The sequence below is a fragment of the uncultured Phocaeicola sp. genome, assembly GCF_948499155.1.
GTDB classification, from domain to species: Bacteria; Bacteroidota; Bacteroidia; order Bacteroidales; family Bacteroidaceae; genus Phocaeicola; species Phocaeicola faecalis.
The window spans coordinates 141,636-163,726 of sequence record NZ_CAOOSE010000004.1 but is presented as its reverse complement, the minus strand read 5'-3'; the positions used below and the strand labels follow the sequence as shown (position 1 = coordinate 163,726).

Here is a 22,091-nt window from a genome sequence, read left to right as displayed (position 1 = left end):
AGTATAAGTAATGATAGCATAATCATTTAATTAATTATAGAAGAATGGAACTTTTTAGAAATCTATTTGAAGGATACCCTAACCTGTGGGGTGGCGGAGTGGCACACTCCGTGTTGATTCTTTCGCTTGTCATCGCCTTCGGCATCATGCTGGGGAAGATAAAAGTGGCAGGCATTTCATTAGGTGTGACATGGATACTTTTTGTAGGAATCGTATTCGGACATTTCAATCTGAACCTGGATGAGCATCTGCTCCATTTCCTGAAGGAGTTCGGACTGATTCTGTTCGTCTATTCTGTCGGCCTGCAAGTAGGGCCGGGCTTCTTCTCGGCTTTCAAAAAGGGAGGGTTCACGCTGAATATGCTTGCCATGATGGTCGTATTCCAGGGAGTTATCATCACGGTGGCACTGCACTTCATCACCGGAGTGCCTATTACCACGATGGTGGGTATCCTCTCGGGAGCTGTCACCAATACACCCGGACTGGGAGCCGCACAGCAGGCCAACAGCGACCTGAACGGCATCGATGCGCCCGAAATCGCACTCGGTTATGCCGTTTCATACCCACTGGGTGTAGTAGGCTGCATCCTTTCGCTGCTCGCACTGAAATATTTATTGCAGATTAAGCCGAAGCAGGAAGAAGCGGAAGCAGAACGCGGCTTGGGACATTTACAGGAACTGACCGTGCGCCCCATCTCACTGGAAATCAGGAATGAGGCGGTAGACGGAAAAACGATTAAGGATATCAAGCCGCTGGTGAACCGTGACTTCGTTATCTCGCGCATCCGCCACTGCGACGGAGACAAGCAGATGGAACTTGTCAACTCGAATACAGTCTTTCATCTGAACGACGAAATTCTTATCATCGCCAATCCGATAGACGTAGAGGCAATCACCGTTTTCTTCGGCAAGCAGGTGAATGTGGAATGGGATTTCAAGAACAAGAACTTGATTTCACGAAAGATTCTGATTACCAAACCTGAGCTGAACGGAAAGACCTTGTCGCAACTCAAAATCCGCAATGATTTCGGGGTCAGCATTACGCGCGTAAACCGTTCGGGAGTAGACCTTGTCGCCACTCCCCACCTGCAACTGCAGATGGGTGACCGTGTAAAGATTGTCGGTCATGAGCTGGGAGTGGCACAAGCCGAAAAGATATTGGGCAACTCGATGAAACGGTTGAACCATCCCAATCTGATTCCTATCTTTCTGGGTATCGCACTGGGATGTATATTGGGCAGCACTCCGTTCATGTTCCCCGGCATCCCCCAGCCGGTCAAGTTGGGACTGGCAGGAGGACCGCTTATTGTCTCCATCCTGATAAGCCGTTTCGGACCGCAATACAAACTCATTACTTACACCACCATCAGTGCGAATCTGATGGTCCGCGAGATAGGCATCTCTCTGTTTCTTGCCTGTGTGGGCCTCGGTGCAGGTAAAGGATTTATTGAAACGATTATCAATGAAGGCGGGTATGTATGGATAGGCTATGGTGCCATCATTACCGTACTGCCACTGCTGATAGTAGGATTTATCGGGCGCTATGCCTTCAAGTTGAACTACTACACCCTTATCGGAGTGTTGTCGGGAGCCACAACCAACCCGCCCGCTCTGGCTTATTCCAATGACCTCACCTCATGTGACGCACCCGCGGTGGGTTATGCCACTGTGTATCCGCTCACGATGTTTCTTCGGGTACTCACGGCTCAATTACTGATTCTGTCACTCGGATAAGCCGATACAGCAACAGTCTATTCTTTCTGAGACACGGATTCCGCAGATTGGCTTCGGCCTCATTTATCTGCGAAATCCGTGTTGTTTTCTTCCTTTTCCTTTCCAAAGCCGAAATAAATGATTGAATCCGCCCTAAGGTAGTCTGTTAATGCGCATTGCATTGAAAATAGCCAGCAGAGCCACCCCCGAATCTGCAAAAACGGCTTCCCACAGTGTCGCCACTCCCACGGTTCCCAATGCAAGGATGGCAAATTTCACTACAAAAGCCAATGTGACATTCTGCCAAATGATGCGGCGCGTGTATTTGCCTATCCTGACAGCCGTTACCAGCTTCGACAAACTGTCGTCCTGAATAATCACATCTGCTGTCTCAATCGCTACATCACTTCCCAAACCTCCCATCGCAATTCCCACATCGCTCAATGCCAATACCGGCGCATCATTGATTCCGTCTCCCACAAAAGCGACATGATGTTTCTCATCCTTCAGCTTCTGAAGCCGGGCCACCTTATCGGCCGGCAATAAATCACCATAAGCATGCCTGATATCCAGACGGCGTGCTATGTTTTGTACCAGTGCGGTCTTATCACCCGACAGGATTTCAAAATGCTTGATACCTTGTTCCTTCAATCCTCGAACGGCTTCTACCGCATCCTCCTTCAGCCCATCCGCCAAAACAACCACACCTGCATAAACACCATCGCACGCACACAGAATCAGACTTTCGGGCATTTCACGCAATCCTTCCGGATAAGTTATTCCAAACTTGTCCATCAGCCTATAGTTGCCTGCCAGTATCTGCTTGCCGTCGATGTGTGCTTCCAGTCCGTAGCCGGCCACCTCCGTCACTGTCCCCACCGGGTAAAGAGTTTCCTGTTGCTGCTTTGCATACTCCATCACGGCTTTTGCCATCGGGTGGCTGCTCTTGCTTTCTGCCGATGCAATATATTTCAGGACTTCCGCCTCCGAATATATTCCCGCAGTCTCTATCCGACAAACACGGAAGTTGCCTGTAGTCAGTGTACCTGTCTTGTCAAAAACAAACGTATCTGCTTTCGTGATGGCGTCCAAGTAATTGCCGCCTTTAAAAAGAATGCCTTTGTGTGATGCCGCACCGATACCTCCGAAGTAACCCAGTGGAATACTCACTACCAAGGCACACGGGCAGGATATCACGAGGAACACCAAAGAACGATACAGCCAGTCGCCAAACAGATAGGTAAAAGACGGCTGCACCAATGAATAAAGAAACGGAAGCGCCAAAATGAGGAATGCGACCCCGATGACTGCCGGAGTATAGTAGCGGGCAACCTTACGCATGAACAGTTCTGTCGGCGCCTTGCGTCCGGCAGCCTCCTCCACCATCTCAAGCATACGTGCCAAGGTGCTTTGGCTGTAAGGTTTCGTTACGGTCAGCCGAATAGTCTCATTTACCGGAATCATGCCTGCCAACACCTCACCGGACTGCCTCACCGAACGCGGAAGGCTTTCGCCGGTCAATGCTGCCGTGTTGAACACTCCCGCCTCATTTTGCAACACACCGTCCAAAGGGACTTTCTCGCCCACTCTAACCTCAATGGTTTCTCCTATCTCTACCGCTTCGGGCGAAACAATCGAATATTGACCTTTACGAAAGACAGAAGCTGTGCGCGGACGCATATCAAGCAGGGCACGAATATTGTCGCGTGCTTTGTCTACAGCACCATCCTGCAACTGCTCGCCTACTGCATAAAACAACATCACTGCCACCCCTTCCGGGTATTCGCCAATGCAAAAGGCACCTATTGTGGCAATCGTCATCAGCATAAACTCATTAAAATACTCTTTCTTCATAAAATGCTCCCATGCTTCCGCCATGACAGGAAAGCCAACCGGAGCGACTGCCGCCAGATACCAGGCAAGACTGACATAAGGCAGTGCAAACCATGCCGTCTGTGCATATCCCAACAGAATTCCCGCCATCAACATCAGGAACGAGAAGATTTCATTACGATACTGTTTCATATTTATTTTCTTATTTTCTTCTGACGCAAAGGTAAACGAAAAGGCATGCAAGTAAGTTGCAAAAAAAGAAAAGCAAAAAATATGTCCCGCCCTTTGCCGCTTTGTAATGGGAAATACATAACTTTGAACACTGAATATCAAACATAACGATACAATAATGGAAAATATAATAAAAAAGATAAAGCAGGACTATCCGGTCTCCGACCAAAGCATAGACTTGCTGGTCTCGTGCCTGAAGCCTCATCGCTTCCCCAAGAAGTACCAATTGATAAAAGAAGGCATCTATTGCAAGGTGGCCTACTTTATAGAAAAAGGGATGACGCGTTCCTATTGGCTGGTAGACGGAGAAGAAATCACGACGTCTTTTTCGTGCGAAGGCAATATCGTATTCAGCATGGACGAACTATATTACAACAAGCTGAGCGAAGAGTTTGTAGAGTCGCTGGAGGATATGGAGGTTTATGAAATCTCACTCAGTCATCTCACCCATCTGTTCCAGACCAATATCGAATGGGCAAACTGGGGCAGGGTTATCCATCAGGATGAATACAGACGCCTGCACCGCACTCATAAGGAACGGCTCACCCTGCCTGCCAAAGAACGGTATGAACAGATGAAAATACAATTTCCTGCCGTATGCGAACGTGCTAATTTAGGATATATCGCTTCTTATCTGGGCATCACTCTTCCCACACTCAGCCGCATCAGAAGTAATGAAAAAGAGTTCTGAAAAGAGAAAAGTTCTAAAGTTACTGTTACATTATTACTGTAGAGGCAGATTCAATCCATCTAAAAACGACTTACAGTCTGTATTCAGGAAGATTGGATTCGCCTCTATAAGACCGGTTTTCAACCTCTGCATACGTTATGAGCTCCCTAAGTCGTTTCATTAGCCGGAGCAAGCGTTTTCGTCCTTTCGATTATGCCTTTCTGTCCGTCAGATTACTACAGTCTTCGGCAATGGACTGTATAGTCCGCTACCGAAGACCGTACAGTCCATTACAGTGGACTGTACAGTCCGCCGTCGGAGACTGTAATAATCTTCCGTTAAAAAAGGCTTGGCTGACCCTAAGAAACGGCTTACCCTTCCCTTCGTTCTTCCATGTATTGGCATTGTGGCATTCCTCACTGTGTTAATCACCTACTTTGAAGTAAATTTTCTGCTCGGAGGCATGCACAGTTATGCCAATGGATAAAAAGAATGGAAAGAAGCATTGCCACAATGCCATAAAATTATAAATTTGCAACATTTAAAGCATCAACTATGATAAACTATAAAACCATAAATAAGAATGAGAACGTAATGGTCTGCTATTCTGAATTCACTCCCTCAAAAGGTGTTGTCGAATATCAGGTCATGATTCAACTGACGAAACCCGGGCAATCTTATGAAGAGCAACTGAAATTGCTGTTGGATACCTATTCAGATTTAAAAGAGAATGAATTAAAAAAGGGTACTACTATTTTCAAACGATACTTTCTGAGCGATGCTGTCAATCAGGCCGACCTGCTTTTAGCTGCGGAAACGGAACACTCGGATTGTGCCCTGTCTATCATAGAACAGCCACCCTGCAATGGTACCAAGATTGCACTATGGGCTTTTCTGCAAACGGAAGTAAGTACCAAGGTGCTTCCCGAAGGACTCTTCGAGGTGACACACAACGGCTACCGTCACCTTTGGAAAGGAAGAGACTTCAACCGTGCCTCTACTTCGGAGTACCAGACACGGCTGTTGCTGAATAACTATGTGATGCAACTCAGTGAGCAGAATTGCAAGCTGGCGGATAACTGTATCCGCACATGGTTCTTCGTACAGAATATAGACGTCAATTATTCAGGTATGGTGAAAGCACGGAATGAAGTGTTCCTCACACAAGACCTTACGGAAAAGACACACTACATAGCCAGCACCGGCATCGGCGGACGACATCCCGACCCGCAAGTGACAGTGCAGATGGATGCGTATGCCATCAACGGAATACAACCTGCCCAGATACAATTCCTGTATGCCACTACCCATCTGAATCCCACGTATGAATACGGAGTGAGTTTTGAACGCGGGACGTGTGTGAAATATGGCGACCGCAGACAGGTATTCATTTCGGGAACCGCCAGTATAAATAATAAAGGTGAAGTGGTGCACCCGGGTGATGTCCGCAAACAGACGCACCGCATGTGGGAAAATGTGGAAGCACTGCTTAAAGAAGCCGAATGCAGTTTCGACGATGTATCACAGGCCATCATCTATCTGCGTGACTCTTCGGACTATACTATCGTTAAAGAATTGTTTGACAATAAATTCCCCCAACTGCCCCGTGTCATTGTACATGCGCCGGTATGCCGCCCCACATGGCTGGTAGAGATGGAATGTATTGCTGTAAAATCCGATGAGAATGATGAATTTAAGGACTTCTGATGTATTAAAAGGAAGCTTTTGTATGATACGGCAACTGTATTAGAAAAAGATTTGAGCTATTTAGAAACAGGCTTTTAATAAAAAAACAAAAATGAAAAGACTTCTTTTATGGGCATTATCCGCCCTGTTATTAACCTTTCCGGCAACGGCTCAGGACTTTATTCCTGATGCTTCGTTCTACGGTGAAAACTACTGGACACCCGATACATTGGGCAATCATCGAGTGGTTATCTCAGTAAAAACTCCCGCCACCGTGACGGAAGCCTACATCCCCTGGCGCAGACGCGACAAAGACCCTCATCAGAAAGGGATTATCGTCATGAATGCCACAACCGGGAAAATAGTCAATAATGTGCTTCCAATGGAAATCAACCGCGAATACGGAATCATCCGCTTCGATGCCGAAGAAAATGCCGGAGAATATTATGTCTACTATCTTCCCTATCACACCTCAGGAGGCCCCTATCCCAAAGTTAACTATCCACAGCAGCCCGATAAAGCCGACCCGCAATGGAAAGCCGCGTGCAGCGCCATACCCGAAGGTAAAGCTCCCCGCGCCACACTGGTCCGCTTCGAATCATTAGGCAGTTTCAATAGTTTCTATCCGATGGAAATCATCGCCACGGAAAAGGAGAAGCAAGCATTAATGGATGCCAACAGCGATGCACCTTTCCTGTTGTTGCCCGAAGACCGTAAATATCCCATCCGAATGTTTGACGAACTCTCTTATCGCCAGGTTGCAAAAGGTGCGACAGGGGAATTCTTCGGTGAAGCAGACCTGAACGAGTACTATGTTCTGCAACTCGGTTTGTGGGCTTTCAAGCGTGCCGTAAACGGAGCCAAAGTCACCTTCACTGATTTGAAAGGAAAGGACGGAAGCATTATCCCCGCCTCTGCCATGACTTGCTTCAATACGGAAGGGGTGGACTGGCTGGGACGCCCCATGCATCCCATTGTAGACGTGAATAAAGGACGCATCCAGCCTCTCTGGATTGGCATTCAGATGCCCGAACATGCCGCTAAGGGACTTTACACCGGAACCATCACCGTCAGTGACCCGGTAGGCACTCAACAAGTGAAAATATCCATAAACCTCTCCGACAATGTTCTTGTGGATAAAGGTGACAGTGATTCATGGCGCTTGTCCCGCCTGCGCTGGTTGAACTCACAGTATGGCGTCAACGATGACTTGGTGAAGCCTTTCACCCCCATGACTGTCACCGGCCACACTATCGGAGTACTGGGCAGAAGTATAACGACCGACAATTTGGGTCTTCCTGCCTCCATCCGCAGCTATTTTACCGAAGAGATGACCTCATTGGGTAAAGATGCCAAGGAGATATTGGCACAGCCCATGCGCTTCGTTATCCGCCAGAATGGTAAGGAACTCCCCATTGTCATCACTTCTCCTTTCCGGTTCACCCGTCAAGAGAAAGGCATCGTCGGTTGGACTGCGTCCGGCAAAGCCGGCAACCTCAACGTTCTGGTAGATGCACACATGGAGTTTGACGGATTCATGAGCTATCAGATAACAGTGAAAGCCGAAGAAAATACCCAAGTGGACGATATCGCCCTGCTGACCCCAATGAATGCATCAACCGCCAAATATCGTCTGGGGATGGGATACGAAGGGTCGTTGCGCCCCAAAAGTGACAAGTGGAAATGGGACGTAGACCGAAATCAGGAAGGTTTCTGGTTCGGTGATGTAAACGCAGGGATGCAGTGCCTCTTCCGCGCAAAGAACTACCGCCGTCCGCTAAATACGAACTTCTACAAACAGCAACCGCTGAATATGCCATACTCGTGGTATAATGAAGGCAAAGGAGGCATTAGCTACAAGGAGACCGGGAAACAAGTGAATATTGAAACGTATAGCGGCAAGCGCAACATTCTGAAAGGCGAGGAACTGCATTTCAACTTCCTCGTGCTGGTGACTCCTTTCAAGCCCATCGACACGATGAAACAATGGACAGACCGCTACTACCACGGTTACCAGCCTGCCGAGAAATTGAAAGACAGCGATGCACACGCCTATCAAGCAGTCGATGTAGTGGGAGAAACAGGAGCCAATGTCATCAACCTGCATCACGGCAACGCCATCAACCCTCACATCAATTATCCGTTCTTCCGACCGGCTTTCATGAAAGAATATGTAGACCAGTCGCACGCCAAAGGATATAAAGTAAAGATTTACTATACAGTGCGCGAACTCACTAACCATGCTCCCGAACTCTTTGCCCTGAAGAGCCTCGGACACGAAATCTTCTCTCCGGGCAAAGGAGGAGGCTACACTTGGCTGCAGGAACATCTGGATGACGATTATATCGGCGCCTGGTTTGTAGACGCTTATAAAGACGCTGCTATCGTGAACACCGGCATTTCACGTTGGCACAACTTCTATGTGGAAGGGCTGAACTGGCTGACCAAGAATGTAGGCATCGACGGAGTATATATTGACGACCTTGCTTTTGACCGCAACACCATGAAACGCATCCGCAGGGTATTGGAAAACAATCGCCCCGACCCGCGTATTGACGTGCACTCTGCCAATCAGTTCAATCCCGCAGACGGATTCATCAACAGTGCCTTCCTCTACATGGAACACATGCCTTATCTGGACCGTCTTTGGTTTGGCGAATACTTCAAATATGAAAAATCTCCCGCCTACTGGCTGACCGATGTCTCGGGTATTCCGTTCGGCATGATGAGCGAGATGCTGCAAGATGGAGGAAATCCGTATCGCGGCATGCTTTATGGCATGACAGCGCGTGAACCGATGGAATCTGTTCCCTCACAATTGTGGAAAGTATGGGATATGTTTGGCATAAAAGACAGCCGCATGATGGGATACTGGGTGTCTTACAATCCCATAAAGACCGGCCGAAACGACATCCTTACCACCACCTTTGTCAAAGAAGGAAAAGTAATGATAGCCATTGCAAGTTGGGCTGACAAAGACAGTGACGTAACCCTGCAAATAGACTGGAGCAAATTAGGTATCGACCCCGGCCGCGCCAAACTGACCGCGCCTGCCATCAAAGGCTTCCAAGAGGGCTTTGTCCTCTCACCCAAAGACAAAATCAGAGTGCCTAAAGACAAAGGCTATCTCTTTATTTTGGAATAAAGACCTTTGATAGTTGCTTTCTACAACGAAAAAAGAAAGCTTTATATAAAATTGAAATCACCCTCGCTACAACTATCTGTGGCGAGGGTGACTTATAGAAAAATACTTCTATCACAAAGAAGCATAAAGTTCCGGCATCCGGGCGTGATGCCATATATAAGAAGCGGGATAAATATCTTCCTGTTCTTTATCGAGTATTTTCTTCAGAATGTTACACTTACTCTCGCCCGTCACCAGGAAACAAGTATGTTTTGCCTCTATCATCGGCTTTCCGGTCATACAGATACGAACCGTTTTATTATAAGGATTGACTGACACTGCATAAGGTTCAGCCGCTGTCAACAAATCCTTCCGGTCAGGAAAAACAGAAGAAGTATGACCGTCCTCTCCCACTCCTAACAATACAAAGTCAAAGACCGGTACTTCATCTACAGTCGGCACGGTAGCCTTCACCAAAGAAGAATACAATATAGCTTCTTCAGCGGGAGCTCCCTCGCCCACTATCCGATAGTAATGCGAAGGAGGTAGTTTTATTTTACTAAACAAAAGACGATTGGCAAGACCAAAGTTGCTTTGCGCATCGTCAGGCGGCACGCAACGCTCGTCCACCCAGTAAAAATAAAGACGTGTCCACGGCGTGTATGCCGCAAACTCACTCTCCCACACCTCAAACAATACCGCCGGAGTCGTTCCACCGGAAAGGGCAATGGTAAAAGGACGCTCAGAATCCTTCTCCATAGCCTCCAATATACGAGTAATGAGGGTTTGTGATGCCTGCCGGGGCGATATATATAAATATTTATCGGGTATCATAACAAACAATATAGTTTAGAATGTGTCAGATTCTTACAAGGATTAGTCCATTCGGCATGGCTGCGCTCTATAAGTACGTCCGCCTCTTTCGGTCCCCATGTTCCGGCAGGATAACCATAAAGAGGAGTTTCCGGATGTTTCTTCCAATATTCCAGAATCTTATCAAAATACGTCCAACTCTCTTCTACAGCATCCGAACGGGTAAACAAGGTAGGGTCGCCTGCCAAACTGTCTTCCAACAGACGGACATAGGCATCACCTGTCTCCTGTGCGTTTTGGTCATAACTATAATCCATCTCCATTGTTCCCATGTAGAATCCCGAGCCTGGTGCTTTCATGGCAATACGCTGCAAGATACCCTCATCAGGCTGGATGCGGAGAATCAGCTCTTCACCGCGATAGAGCCCCTCCTTCATCTGAAACATCTGCATGGGAGCAGGTTTGAAGTGGACAACAATCTCGGTCACTTTTGTCGGCATCTGCTTGCCGGTACGAATATAAAAAGGTACGCCCTGCCAACGCCAATTGTCTATTTTAAGACACATGGCAACATAAGTATCCGTGCGCGAGTCGGGATTGACATTCTTTTCTTCCCGATAACCCACTTGTGTCTCACCGGCCATGTATTGTCCACGAACAACATTCTCGCGAATGTACTCATCAGTCAACGGATGAAGCGATTGATAAACCTTGATAACCTCATTTCGGAATCCGTTCTTATCAAACTTGGCAGGCGGTTCCATCGCAGTAATGGCAAGTAACTGCATCAGATGATTCTGCACCATATCGCGCAATGCGCCTGAGCCGTCATAATACCCTCCACGAGTCCCGATGCCCATATTCTCGACAGCGGTTATCTCAACATAATCAATATAGTTACGATTCCAAATAGGCTCATAGATTGTACTTCCGAAACGTGTCACCATGATATTCTGCACCGTCTCTTTCCCAAGGAAATGATCGATGCGGTAGATATCCTCCTCCTTGAAGTAAGTGGAATAAATCTTATTCAGCTTACGTGCCGATGCAAGGTCATAACCGAAAGGCTTCTCGACAATGATACGTTTCAGTCCGGGCTTTTTAAGGATACCGGCATCGTGAAGATATTTCGGAATCAGTTCGTAAAGCAGCGGTGGAGTGGCCAGATAGAACAAATAATTTCCATCATTCTCATATTGGGGAGACAGGGCTTTCAGCCGTTCGTTCAACAAGGAATAAGTCAAAGCATCAGCAGGATCCATTGACTGATAATAAACTGTGGCAAGAAAATCATCCACAGACGCTTTCTCCTTTTCGTCCAAAGAAGAAGATTTCATCAACTCCTCTTTCAGATAAGTACGATAGGTTTCATCCGAATAGGCAGTGCGGGCACACCCCACAATGGCAAAGTGTTCAGGGAAACGTCCCTCATTGTGAATCTTCACCAGGGCAGGCATCAGCTTACGCCGGGTGAGGTCACCCGACGCGCCGAATATAACTAAAAACAAACTATGTGGTAAACTCATAAATCAGTTCTTTTTTATCGGTTTATTTTATTTCTCTTCTTGCCATTGTTCATGGAAGAACTCGCCTCTCGGACTATCCACTCTCTCGAATGTATGCGCTCCGAAATAATCACGCATCGCCTGAATCATATTGGCTTGCGAACGATTGGTGGTCAGCCCTAGAAAATAATTCAATGCTGCAGAGAGCACAGGTACAGCCAATCCTTCTTTCAGCATAACACCCACCGACTTCTTCCATATAGGAAGAGCTTCCGCCACTTCCATACCGAAATGTTCGTCAAGCAACAGGTGCGACAATCCCGGTGCACGACGGTAAGCCTCGGCAATATCATTCAAAAAGGCAGAACGAATAATGCAGCCGGCACGCCACAGCAAGGCAATGGAGGAAAGGTTCAAATTCCATTTATAAGTGTCACTCGCTGTGCGCATCAATGCAAACCCTTGTGCATATCCTACCAGACGAGCCGCATAGAGAGTGCCCTCCAGTCCGGAAACAGTATCTTGATAATTATACACCGGATGATTCTCAATATGCATATAATGTTTGGCCATCAACACACGCAAACTCTTTTCAGCGGATAGATTACGTGCAAAAACAGCCTCGGCAATTACATCAAGAGGAGTATTGAGTTGTAGCGAATTGATAACACTCCAACGCCCTGTCCCTTTCTGTCCGGCAGCATCCAGTATACTGTCTATCAGATAACCGCCTCCACATTCCTTATGACGGAGGATGGCTGCCGTTATCTCAATCAGATAACTCTTCAAACGACCCTGGTTCCAACGTTCGAAGATATCCGCCATCTGCTCATTTTTCAGTGCCAACAGATGCTTCAGTGCATAATAAGTTTCTGCTATCAATTCCATATCACCATATTCGATACCGTTGTGCACCATCTTCACATAGTGCCCGGCACCGCCCGGACCTACCCATTCACAACATGGAGTACCATCCTCAGCACGAGCCGCAATACTCTTCAACATCGGTTGTATCACCGGCCATGCCTCCTGAGCTCCGCCCGGCATAACGGACGCACCATGCAATGCCCCCTCTTCGCCTCCTGAAATACCACAACCGACAAAATACATTCCTTTTTCATACAGTTCCTTCACCCGGCGCTCCGTATCCTCAAAATTAGAATTTCCGCCATCAATTATAATATCACCTTCATGTAACAAGGGAAGCAGATTGCCTGTCAGTTCATCTACCGCAGGGCCTGCCTGCACCATGAGAAAAACGACTTTCGGAGTCTTCAGTGCATCCACAAACTCTTCTAAAGTCTGAGTACCTACAATGTTTTTGCCTTGCGCACGCTTAGCTATGAAATTATCAACTATATGTTCTTCTTTATCGGGAACCGTGCGATTCCACACTGCTACTTTCCATCCTTTACCAGCCAGGTTCAGAGCCAGATTCTGCCCCATTACTCCCAGTCCAATCAATCCAATATCTGCCTTTTCCATAATTTAATCTTTTTATATTTAACAAATGGCAGATTTATTTGTTCAATAATTCTATCTTTGCGAACATATCAATCTTACACTATAATGAAAAAGATTAAAATAGGGTTGTTGCCCCGTATTATCCTTGCCATTGCACTAGGTATCGCATTCGGCAATATCCTCCCCGGAGGATTGGTAAGAATCTTTGTGACCTTCAACGGAATCTTCAGCGAGTTCCTGGGTTTTATCATCCCGCTGATTATCCTCGGACTGGTAACACCCGCCATTGCCGACATCGGCAAAGAAGCGGGGAAAATGCTGGTAGTTACCACGCTTGTAGCATACGGAGCAACGCTATTCTCAGGTTTCCTATCTTACTTTACAGGCATCACCTTCTTTCCGTCAATGATTACTCCCGGAGCTTCCATCGAACAAATAAGCGAAGCCCATGACATCATTCCTTTTTTCACGGTAGCCATTCCGCCTGCCATGAATGTCATGACCTCACTCATCCTTGCTTTTACGCTGGGACTGGGCATCGCCCACTTGGACACCACAGCACTCAAGAATGTATGTAATGACTTTAAGGATATTATCATCAAAACCATTCAGGTCATCATCCTACCATTACTGCCTATCTATATCTTCGGCATCTTCTTGAATATGACACATTCAGGACAAGTCATGAGTGTATTGTCGGTCTTCATAAAGATTATCGGGGTTATCTTCCTATTGCATATTTTCCTTTTGGTATTTCAATATTCTATTGCAGCATTATTTGTCCGTCGTAACCCGTTCCGGCTGTTGGGCAGAATGCTTCCGGCATATTTTACGGCATTGGGTACACAATCATCGGCTGCCACTATTCCAGTGACTCTAAGGCAAAGCATCAAGAACGGTGTGAGCGAAGACATTGCCGGTTTTGTAATTCCGCTTTGTGCCACGATTCATTTATCGGGCAGCACCCTGAAGATAGTTGCATGCGCATTGGCGCTGATGATGATGCAGGGAATGCCTTTCGATTTTCCCATGTTTGCCGGATTTATCTTTATGCTCGGCATTACAATGGTAGCCGCACCGGGCGTTCCGGGTGGTGCGATTATGGCTGCACTGGGCATCCTCTCTTCTATGCTGGGTTTCGGTGAAAGCGAACAGGCGTTGATGATTGCGCTTTATATTGCAATGGATAGTTTCGGAACAGCTTGTAATGTGACGGGCGACGGAGCGATAGCACTGATTATCGATAAGTTCTTTGGGAAAAAATAACAAATGAAAGAGAGCATGCCAAAAGCAACGCAATGTAACAGTTACATCGGACTTCTGGCATGCTCTCTCCCTTTTGCTGCACAATGCTTTAGAATACCGGCATCTGCCAAATAAAGCCTACAGAAACCCGGTTAGTGGAATAATTGTCTTCTCCCAACGCTTTAGCCCGGTCAGTAAATCGATAAGAGCGACCGGTATAAGCCAGGAAGAAATGCAAATTGGTTTCCATCGGATAATATTCAATGCCACCGACGTACCCCCATGCCGTACGGTACTTTCCTTTTTCCACCTCATCACTGCTTTTGTAAACGGAAGCAGTCTCATACATACCCTTGGCAAACAGATTCCATTTCGGAGCAAAACGATAGTTGACATGGAGCACGTATGACATATATTCGGCATTAAACACGTTGTGGTTGAGGTCACCGCCCATCATTCTCGTAATAATACCTTTGCGGTCTACTCCTTCACGAGAATACATCCAGTCAAAATAAGCATGCCATTGAGGATTGAAATTGAACTCATTACCCAAAGCATAATAATACATTTTCTCGCCTTTTGTTTCGTTCATAATAGATGCAGACCACCGGGTTTTAAATACATCCATGAAATTACCATTCCAGTTCAAGGTGTAAACCAACGGAAGTTTTGTCCGTTCCAAGTCGCCATACATCTCTTTGGAAGGCCCGTTCAAACTGTTCAATACCTGAAACTGTATCTGCTGGTAAGGATTATAATTATAAGCTATATTCAAACCGGTCATGAAATTATTCATGTTCTCTATCATATCACTGTATTCGTAGATTTCAATGGGGTTTACATCAAACTCGATTCCTCCGTAAGCAGCGCATTGCTTGCCGGCAAAGAATGAAAACTTATCCAGTTTGACACCGATGCCTGCATAGTCGATACTGGTCGGAACATTGTCGATGTTTCCCGAACCGTCGTTGCCTCGGTTGAGTCGCTGGCGATAGCGATAACTGAGCCAGTCATTAATGTTGCCTTTCATTTCAATACGGAGTTGTTTCATCTCGAATGCACCTTGGTCAAAGCCGGATTCATTCCATTTCATGTTGAAATCACCATGCATATTGAGATACAGATTGAACTTGTCGGTCTTCTTTTTGATACCGGTCACCTCCTCAAAGAGGCTTTTATTATCCGACATGAAATCGCTTTTTGAAGATTGTGCATATAGCGAGTGTGGGCCTGACATGGCAATGGCCGTCAGGCATAATAACATTATCCTTTTCATAATTAAGTATGGTTTGGGGTTTGAAAATAAATGAGAACATCCACTGTAGGAGCAGAAGCATCCTGCCTCTACAGTGGAAAAAATATCGGGCATCTGCCCTATGTAAACCGATTAATACTCGTTGAAGTATTGCTGAATCTTCTTCCAGTCATTTGTCTTTGTCAATGCAAGCATCAACAATACACGTGCCTTCTGCGGATTTAGTTCTTGAGAAGCCACAAACTGATATTTATTATCATCCACTTCTGCATCAAGAGTGGTAGGCCCTGTCGGAACACGGCTTGAACGAACGACTAAGATTCCTTGTTTACGCGCTTTTTCCAACATCGGGAACAGATTCTGATGAATGTTACCATTGCCTACACCAGCATGAACGATTCCCTGATAGCCATTATTGAGGAACGGAGTCATCACATCGGCATCCACATTAGAGTAACTATAAACAATACCCACTTTAGGCAATTTATCAAGATTTGTCACATCAAACTCCGACTTGGTAGTATGACGTTTCAAAGACTCCATATTATACGACACCTTTCCATTGAGAATGTATCCCAATGCACCCGAATTAGGAGACTGGAAAGTCTGCACATCTACCGTATTCATCTTAGTTGCTCCCTGAGCACCCAATATCAAGCCGTTCATTGCAATCACCACTCCTTTCCCTTTCGATTCTTTGGCTGCAGCAGCAACTACCGCATTATAGAGGTTCAAAGGACCGTCAGCACTCATCGCCGTAGAAGGACGCATAGCCCCGACCAATACCACCGGTTTATCGCTCTTCACAGTCAGATTCAGGAAAAATGCTGTTTCTTCCATTGTATCTGTCCCATGAGTAATCACGATACCATCCACATCGCCACGGCCGAGCAACTCATTGATACGTTTTGCCAATGTCAGCCAAACGGCGTCATTCATATCCTGAGAACCAATTTTCACAATCTGCTCACCGGTCACATTGGCAATCTTATTCACTTCGGGCACAGCATCCAGCAGTGTACTGATAGCCACTTGTCCGGCTGTATAATTCGTATTAGTAGCCGAAGCACCGGTTCCGGCAATTGTTCCTCCTGTTGCCAAAATATGAATATTAGGCTTTTGGGCAACTGCTGCAAAGGCGCCGAGCAACAACGTCACAGCCAGCAAACTGAGTTTTCTTAATCCATTCATAATCTTTTCTAGTTTAGGTAATTAATATATTGAGACTAAAATATTTGTATCAGTAACAGTCCGACAACAATCGATACAATCGTGGCTATAAGCCCCGGCATCATAAAGGAGTGGTTTAACACCCATTTACCGATTCCGGTAGTTCCTGTACGGTCAAAATTAATGGCGGCAATCACAGTCGGATAGTTGGGAATAAAGAAATAACCGTTTACTGCCGGAAACAGAGCTATCAGCATCATTGGCGAAATGCCCAAAGCAATTCCCAAAGGCACAATAGCACGTACAGTGGCCGCCTGACTGTAAAGCAAAATAGACATTACAAACAATGCCACACCGAAAAGCCACGGCATCTGGCGGACAATACCTTCAATAGAACCTGTCAGTTCTGTTATGTTACCATTAATAAAGGTATCTCCCATCCATGCGATACCGAAGATAGCAATCACTGCCTGCATCCCTGCCGGAAATACACTTCCCTGAGTTGCCTTGATACCGTCAGTACGCGAGATAATCAAAATTAGTGCGGCAGCCGACAACATCAAAATCTCAATCAGTGAAGGCATATCCAATACTTTTCCGTCAAACGAAGGCCGAAGGCTGGGAATAGAGCCGAACAATACAATCAACAAAGTGGCCACAATGAAGATAATCACAGAAAGGCGTGCCTGAAACATATTCTTCACGTCATTCAACTCCACGTGCTTATCCTCCAACAGTCCCTCCTCCACACGACGCAGATATTCAGGATCTTCCATCAACTCCTTACCTACCCTCATCGAAGCGAAAGCGCCTACCAGTACTCCTATCAAGGTAGCGGGAATGGTTATTTTCAATATATCGAACAAAGTGATATCAAAACCGGTAAGCAACCCAAGGAGTGCCACGGTAGCAGCGGAAATAGGACTCGCTGTAATAGCCTGTTGCGATGCGATTACCGCAATGCCCAAAGGACGTTCGGGACGGATTTTTGTCTCGGCAGCAACTTCGGCAATCACGGGAAGTACGGAATAAGCCACATGTCCTGTTCCCGCAACAAAAGTAAACAAGTAAGTTACCAATGGGCTCAGTATAGTAACATGTGCCGGATTACGACGCAGCAGACGTTCCGCCAATTTCACCATAAAGTCCAGTCCGCCCGCCGCCTGCATACAGGATGCGGCAGAGATAACGGCAGCAATCATCAACATCACATCAATAGGAGGCGCAGTAGGCTGAAGTCCGAAGACAAAAGTCAAAATAGCGAGGCCCACACCCCCCATCACTCCAAGTCCGATACCTCCTAAACGGGCACCCACAATAATAGCGGCAAGTACAAATAGTAGTTGTAATAACATGATTCGTTTTTATTGTTATAAAAATACAATTTTAATTCTCATAACAAAGATAGACCAATTCTGTTCTATAAACCGTAAAAAAGCGGAGAATTTTCTTTTTTTTCACTACCACACGAAGAAAAGGCGTGGTTTTACAAATAGTCACCCAAACATTTTTCCGATTCAATTGTTCAATATAAATAGTTATATAATGACAAGACAATGAATAAAATCTGTAACCTTTTTGGAATCAAATATCCTATTATCCAAGGTGGTATGGTGTGGTGTAGCGGATGGCGGTTGGCCTCTGCCGTAAGCAATGCAGGAGGACTCGGATTGATTGGTGCCGGCTCTATGCATCCTGAGACGCTCCGCGAACATATTCGGAAATGTAAAGCAGCCACCGAAAAACCTTTTGGGGTTAATATCCCGCTGATGTATCCCGAGATAGATGCAATCATCCAAATCGTAATCGATGAAGGCGTAAAGATTGTCTTTACTTCTGCCGGAAATCCGAAGACTTGGACCGAGCATCTTCATCAGCACGACATAGTGGTAGCACATGTCGTGGCAAGCAGTAAGTTTGCTGCCAAATGCGAAGAAGCAGGTGTAGATGCGATTGTTGCCGAAGGCTTTGAAGCTGGCGGTCACAACGGTCGCGAAGAGACCACGACCCTGTGTCTCCTTCCTGCTATAAAAAAGATTACAACCGTTCCGCTAATGGCAGCAGGAGGCATTGGCTCCGGTGAAAGTATTTTGGCCGCCATGACACTGGGAGCCGACGGAGTCCAAATAGGTACACGCTTTGCATTGACAGAAGAAAGTTCGGCACACTTCACATTCAAGGACCGTTGCCTCAGACTGAATGAAGGTGACACCCAGCTCACCTTAAAACAGCTCTCACCGGTAAGACTCGTCAAGAATGAGTTCTTCAAGCAGGTGGAGAAAGCAGAGACACGCGGTGCATCTGTAGAAGAATTGAGGGAATTATTGGGCAGGGGGCGTGCCAAGAAAGGTATTTTTGAAGGAGATATTTACGAAGGTGAAGTAGAAATAGGACAAATAGCCTCTTCTGTACATAGTCTCCAAACAGCCGAAGAAGTAATCAAGGAACTGATAAATGACTTTAATACAGCATTAAAGCGGACAAAAGAGTTTTCCTCTTTTATCCTATAAATCAATAACTTGTATCGGTTAATCTTTTTCTTCAATAGTTATTCATTTCTTGTCAGATGCAATGAATTGGTAATACACATCGGCAACTCTTCCTGATAGTGTGTCACCATTATCATTGTTTTATCTTTTCGTTGGCAGAAAGTCTCAATAATATCTTTTACCAAACGACGGTTTATCAAATCGAGCCCATGCAACGGTTCATCCAGTATCAGTAATTCCGGGTCTTTAACAAATGCACGCGCCAATAACACCAGACGTTGTTCTCCACTGGAGAGCTGCAAGAAACTACGCTCTTTCAGATTGGCAATACCAAAAATATCCATCCACCACTCACAAACCTCCATCTGTTCAGGACGCGGACGCTTATAGAGTCCCACCGAGTCATGCAGTCCGCTTGCCACAATATCAATGGCCGGCAGATTCTTTAAATAAGCACGATGCATCTCCGGGCTGACATACCCGATGTGCTTCTTTATTTCCCAAATGCTCTCTCCCGATCCGCGCTTACGCCCGAACAATGTTATATCGCAGGCATAACTCTGCGGATTATCGGCACAGACCAAACTAAGCAATGTCGATTTTCCGGATCCATTGTCTCCGCTGAGCGCCCACTTCTCACCACATTTCACACTCCAATCCAACTCTTTCAGGATAGTCCGTTCACCATAACGAATACTTACCTTATTCAAGTCCACCACATGGTCGGTATGATAAAGGTCATCACTATAAGGAAGTGCCAAAATACGTTCTTCTTTTTCTTTCGAGAGCACACGCTCAGGTGCAGGCTTACAACCGGCAAGGTAAGTCTCCAACGTAATTTTATCACCGCATAAACGATTTTCCACCGGAATCACATGCGTAATAAAAGAAGGTATATCATCTGTTTTTGAAAGTATCAGAATCACTTGCAGAGCGGTCACGCGTGTGAGTTCACGAAGCAATGCATGGAGTTGGTCACGCGTCTTGGCATCGAGACCGATGAAAGGATTATCCATTATCAGCACACGCGGATTACTCAACAAGGTCTTAGTCAACTGAAATTTACGCAGTTCTCCACTCGACAGCAGAATAATGTGTTTGTCCAGCATCGTTTCCATGCCGAACAAATCATACAAGGCTGTTTTCAGTTTGGCATTAGTAGCTTCCGGCAAAAGGTCGCGAACAATAGGAGTTTCATCCAAATCATGCGCATTCCAACGCTGCTGATAATAATAGTTCCCATCTGCATCACCATAAGAATCACGGAAGGCAATGTATTTTATATTGTCATACGCCATCTTTGAGGGCGAAGGCGAGAAATCATATTTCACTTCATTCATCAATAGTGGCCAACGTCCGGTCAGCGTATCTACCAATATACTTTTTCCCGCCCCATTCGGACCTACAATAGCAATGTGCTCACCTTCTGCAAGTGTCATGTTTATCGGCTCTTTCATCCGATAAAGCGGATGACGGGTAACCCCATTCTCAATAGCAATAATATTCTGCATTTCAGTATCTCATTTCAGTCTTAAACAGACTGCAAAGGTAGATAAAATTTAATAGAAAACATCCGCCCGGATGCAGGAAAATATGCTTTTTAGCATATAAAACTAGGTTTTTTCAACCTTTTGTCATAACTTCGTGCACTTTTTTGGAGAAAAACTTATGTATATATTCCGTTCCATTTACGAAATCATAAATACCGTTTCCACAGCAAAAACATTGCTAACGGAAATGTTCGAAAAGAGAAAAACCGTCAGTTTCAGATACATAGATGCCCTAGAATTATTAAAAGATGATGAAAATCGTCTCAAAATATTGATTGAGAAAGAAGTGATCCATCAAAATGGCAATTTCTTGGAGCTGGACGTGCGTTTTCTCGATTTCTTTGAAACGCTGCTCGAAGCTAATGAAGAAATTGATACCGCAACGATTGACGAAAACATCGAGTACTTGCATGAATTGATGGATTATTACTTGAAAGAAAAGATACAGTCGCGCAAAGAGAGTTATGTAAGGAACATCAAACTGACGTTTCAGAAAATAGCCCGCGTAACGATACGCAATATCATGAATTTGCAAAACAGTATCGATAACACTTTCAAGCATGAACCGACGTACCAGATCAAAATCGCCAAGCTGAAAAACCTGGACAAGAAGCGCATCAACATACAAAGCCTGATTGACTCTACCGAGCACCTGATTCTGCACGAAGAACGTCTTTTTTTCCAGCAGGCCACCGATGAGGAATTGGGACGCATCTTGCTGGAATTGCGTCAGGAGCTGCAATTGTCTGCCCATAGCCTTATACGGGCGCAACAGGACATTATCAACTATCTGAACCAGATAAAGAACCAAGTGATACTGGTGGAGAAGATTCGAAAAGTAAAATATCTGCAAGACCAGTTTGAATTGCGTGCCCGGAGCAATCTGGCGGAAGTGATGGAAAGTGAACACTCCATTTTATTGGAAGGCAGTGCACAGACTTCATTCAAACTATCGCCCGAATATCTGGCAAGTGATGAAGTACGCCCCATTATCCTTAGAATCCTGAGCAACCAGAAGACCCGTGAGCGCATTCGCAAGAATGAAGCAGGGGCTTTTAGTGAGGAAGATATGGAGGCGCAAGCCATGTATGAGGAAGTGGTAAACTTGGAAGAAGTAGTTAAGAACTTTTTACAGGCTGGTGCAGAGGCGCGATGGAAAGAGGAGCAGCCGCAAGACTTATTTACCTTCTTGCTACACTATTCCTTTCAGCGTGAAGTAAACGAGAAAGAATGTACCACACTGTTTTGCCAAATAGTGTCGCTCTACGAAGACAAATTCGAAATAAGCGATGCTTTCGGACAATACAAACAATATGAATATGCTAAAATATATCCTTTATAGAT

15 protein-coding genes are annotated in these 22,091 nt (G+C 45.8%); 7 read left to right on the top strand and 8 right to left on the bottom strand.

Annotation, left to right across the window (positions count from 1 at the left end):
• Window positions 1-44 precede the first annotated feature (44 nt).
• Window positions 45-1,733 (top strand): putative transporter, encoded by a 1,689-nt coding sequence (locus QYT14_RS05300; protein ID WP_288324368.1) that lies wholly within the window; start codon window positions 45-47, stop codon window positions 1,731-1,733.
• Window positions 1,734-1,865: 132 nt separating this feature from the next.
• Here QYT14_RS05300 and QYT14_RS05295 read toward each other — a convergent pair whose 3' ends face one another.
• The gene (locus QYT14_RS05295) at window positions 1,866-3,737 is read right to left on the bottom strand and encodes a heavy metal translocating P-type ATPase (RefSeq protein ID WP_288324367.1); all 1,872 of its coding nucleotides are present in this window, start codon (window positions 3,735-3,737) and stop codon (window positions 1,866-1,868) included.
• Between the two features lie 157 nt (window positions 3,738-3,894).
• On the opposite strand from QYT14_RS05295, the gene QYT14_RS05290 reads away from it, so the two are divergent.
• From QYT14_RS05290 to QYT14_RS05280, 3 genes are all read left to right on the top strand, one after another.
• Complete coding sequence (locus QYT14_RS05290; RefSeq protein ID WP_237037868.1) at window positions 3,895-4,467, top strand: Crp/Fnr family transcriptional regulator; 573 nt, start codon at window positions 3,895-3,897, stop codon at window positions 4,465-4,467.
• Between the two features lie 573 nt (window positions 4,468-5,040).
• The gene (locus QYT14_RS05285; RefSeq protein WP_288324514.1) at window positions 5,041-6,153 is read left to right on the top strand and encodes a Rid family hydrolase; all 1,113 of its coding nucleotides are present in this window, start codon (window positions 5,041-5,043) and stop codon (window positions 6,151-6,153) included.
• A 91-nt stretch (window positions 6,154-6,244) separates the two neighbouring features.
• A complete protein-coding gene (locus QYT14_RS05280) occupies window positions 6,245-9,277 on the top strand; it encodes a glycoside hydrolase domain-containing protein (protein ID WP_288324366.1) in 3,033 nt (1,010 codons plus the stop codon).
• A 111-nt stretch (window positions 9,278-9,388) separates the two neighbouring features.
• Here the strand turns inward: QYT14_RS05280 and pgl are convergent, their stop codons facing one another.
• The 3 genes from pgl to gnd are packed head-to-tail and all read right to left on the bottom strand — an operon-like array spanning window position 9,389 to window position 13,059.
• A complete protein-coding gene (gene pgl / locus QYT14_RS05275) occupies window positions 9,389-10,090 on the bottom strand; it encodes a 6-phosphogluconolactonase (RefSeq protein WP_288324365.1) in 702 nt (233 codons plus the stop codon).
• The gene (zwf, locus tag QYT14_RS05270) at window positions 10,087-11,595 is read right to left on the bottom strand and encodes a glucose-6-phosphate dehydrogenase (protein ID WP_288324364.1); all 1,509 of its coding nucleotides are present in this window, start codon (window positions 11,593-11,595) and stop codon (window positions 10,087-10,089) included. The genes pgl and zwf overlap by 4 nt, the downstream gene beginning before the upstream one ends.
• A 27-nt stretch (window positions 11,596-11,622) precedes the next feature.
• Entirely contained in the window at window positions 11,623-13,059 is a 1,437-nt protein-coding gene (gene gnd / locus QYT14_RS05265) for a decarboxylating NADP(+)-dependent phosphogluconate dehydrogenase (RefSeq protein WP_288324363.1), read from the bottom strand.
• Window positions 13,060-13,143: 84 nt separating this feature from the next.
• On the opposite strand from gnd, the gene QYT14_RS05260 reads away from it, so the two are divergent.
• Window positions 13,144-14,304, top strand: a complete 1,161-nt coding sequence (locus tag QYT14_RS05260; protein WP_288324362.1) for a dicarboxylate/amino acid:cation symporter — start codon at window positions 13,144-13,146, stop codon at window positions 14,302-14,304.
• Between the two features lie 88 nt (window positions 14,305-14,392).
• Here QYT14_RS05260 and QYT14_RS05255 read toward each other — a convergent pair whose 3' ends face one another.
• The 3 genes from QYT14_RS05255 to QYT14_RS05245 form a co-directional block, all read right to left on the bottom strand.
• On the bottom strand, window positions 14,393-15,559 hold the full coding sequence (locus QYT14_RS05255; protein ID WP_237037878.1) for a porin: 1,167 nt from the start codon (window positions 15,557-15,559) through the stop codon (window positions 14,393-14,395).
• Window positions 15,560-15,670: 111 nt separating this feature from the next.
• Window positions 15,671-16,729: an L-asparaginase 2 gene (ansB, locus tag QYT14_RS05250; protein ID WP_288324361.1), complete on the bottom strand. Its 1,059-nt coding sequence runs from the start codon at window positions 16,727-16,729 to the stop codon at window positions 15,671-15,673.
• 35 nt (window positions 16,730-16,764) lie between these two features.
• Complete coding sequence (locus tag QYT14_RS05245) at window positions 16,765-18,063, bottom strand: anaerobic C4-dicarboxylate transporter (RefSeq protein WP_237037880.1); 1,299 nt, start codon at window positions 18,061-18,063, stop codon at window positions 16,765-16,767.
• Between the two features lie 201 nt (window positions 18,064-18,264).
• Here QYT14_RS05245 and QYT14_RS05240 point away from each other — a divergent pair, with 201 nt between their 5' ends.
• Window positions 18,265-19,218, top strand: a complete 954-nt coding sequence (locus QYT14_RS05240) for a nitronate monooxygenase (protein ID WP_288324360.1) — start codon at window positions 18,265-18,267, stop codon at window positions 19,216-19,218.
• A gap of 38 nt (window positions 19,219-19,256) precedes the next feature.
• Here QYT14_RS05240 and QYT14_RS05235 read toward each other — a convergent pair whose 3' ends face one another.
• Window positions 19,257-20,708 (bottom strand): ATP-binding cassette domain-containing protein, encoded by a 1,452-nt coding sequence (locus tag QYT14_RS05235; protein WP_288324359.1) that lies wholly within the window; start codon window positions 20,706-20,708, stop codon window positions 19,257-19,259.
• A 157-nt stretch (window positions 20,709-20,865) separates the two neighbouring features.
• Here QYT14_RS05235 and QYT14_RS05230 point away from each other — a divergent pair, with 157 nt between their 5' ends.
• Window positions 20,866-22,089 carry a hypothetical protein gene (locus QYT14_RS05230; RefSeq protein WP_288324358.1) on the top strand — a complete coding sequence of 408 codons (1,224 nt, stop codon included), beginning with the start codon at window positions 20,866-20,868 and terminating at the stop codon, window positions 22,087-22,089.
• Window positions 22,090-22,091 lie beyond the last annotated feature (2 nt).

What these genes read in the sequence shown, in the direction of transcription:
- QYT14_RS05300 (WP_288324368.1), top strand. Translation starts at nt 45, where the DNA reads ATGGAACTTTTTAGAAATCTATTTGAAGGATACCCTAACCTGTGGGGT.
- QYT14_RS05295 (WP_288324367.1), bottom strand. Translation starts at nt 3,737, where the DNA reads ATGAAACAGTATCGTAATGAAATCTTCTCGTTCCTGATGTTGATGGCG.
- QYT14_RS05290 (WP_237037868.1), top strand. Translation starts at nt 3,895, where the DNA reads ATGGAAAATATAATAAAAAAGATAAAGCAGGACTATCCGGTCTCCGAC.
- QYT14_RS05285 (WP_288324514.1), top strand. Translation starts at nt 5,041, where the DNA reads ATGGTCTGCTATTCTGAATTCACTCCCTCAAAAGGTGTTGTCGAATAT.
- QYT14_RS05280 (WP_288324366.1), top strand. Translation starts at nt 6,245, where the DNA reads ATGAAAAGACTTCTTTTATGGGCATTATCCGCCCTGTTATTAACCTTT.
- pgl (WP_288324365.1), bottom strand. Translation starts at nt 10,090, where the DNA reads ATGATACCCGATAAATATTTATATATATCGCCCCGGCAGGCATCACAA.
- zwf (WP_288324364.1), bottom strand. Translation starts at nt 11,595, where the DNA reads ATGAGTTTACCACATAGTTTGTTTTTAGTTATATTCGGCGCGTCGGGT.
- gnd (WP_288324363.1), bottom strand. Translation starts at nt 13,059, where the DNA reads ATGGAAAAGGCAGATATTGGATTGATTGGACTGGGAGTAATGGGGCAG.
- QYT14_RS05260 (WP_288324362.1), top strand. Translation starts at nt 13,144, where the DNA reads ATGAAAAAGATTAAAATAGGGTTGTTGCCCCGTATTATCCTTGCCATT.
- QYT14_RS05255 (WP_237037878.1), bottom strand. Translation starts at nt 15,559, where the DNA reads ATGAAAAGGATAATGTTATTATGCCTGACGGCCATTGCCATGTCAGGC.
- ansB (WP_288324361.1), bottom strand. Translation starts at nt 16,729, where the DNA reads ATGAATGGATTAAGAAAACTCAGTTTGCTGGCTGTGACGTTGTTGCTC.
- QYT14_RS05245 (WP_237037880.1), bottom strand. Translation starts at nt 18,063, where the DNA reads ATGTTATTACAACTACTATTTGTACTTGCCGCTATTATTGTGGGTGCC.
- QYT14_RS05240 (WP_288324360.1), top strand. Translation starts at nt 18,265, where the DNA reads ATGAATAAAATCTGTAACCTTTTTGGAATCAAATATCCTATTATCCAA.
- QYT14_RS05235 (WP_288324359.1), bottom strand. Translation starts at nt 20,708, where the DNA reads ATGCAGAATATTATTGCTATTGAGAATGGGGTTACCCGTCATCCGCTT.
- QYT14_RS05230 (WP_288324358.1), top strand. Translation starts at nt 20,866, where the DNA reads ATGTATATATTCCGTTCCATTTACGAAATCATAAATACCGTTTCCACA.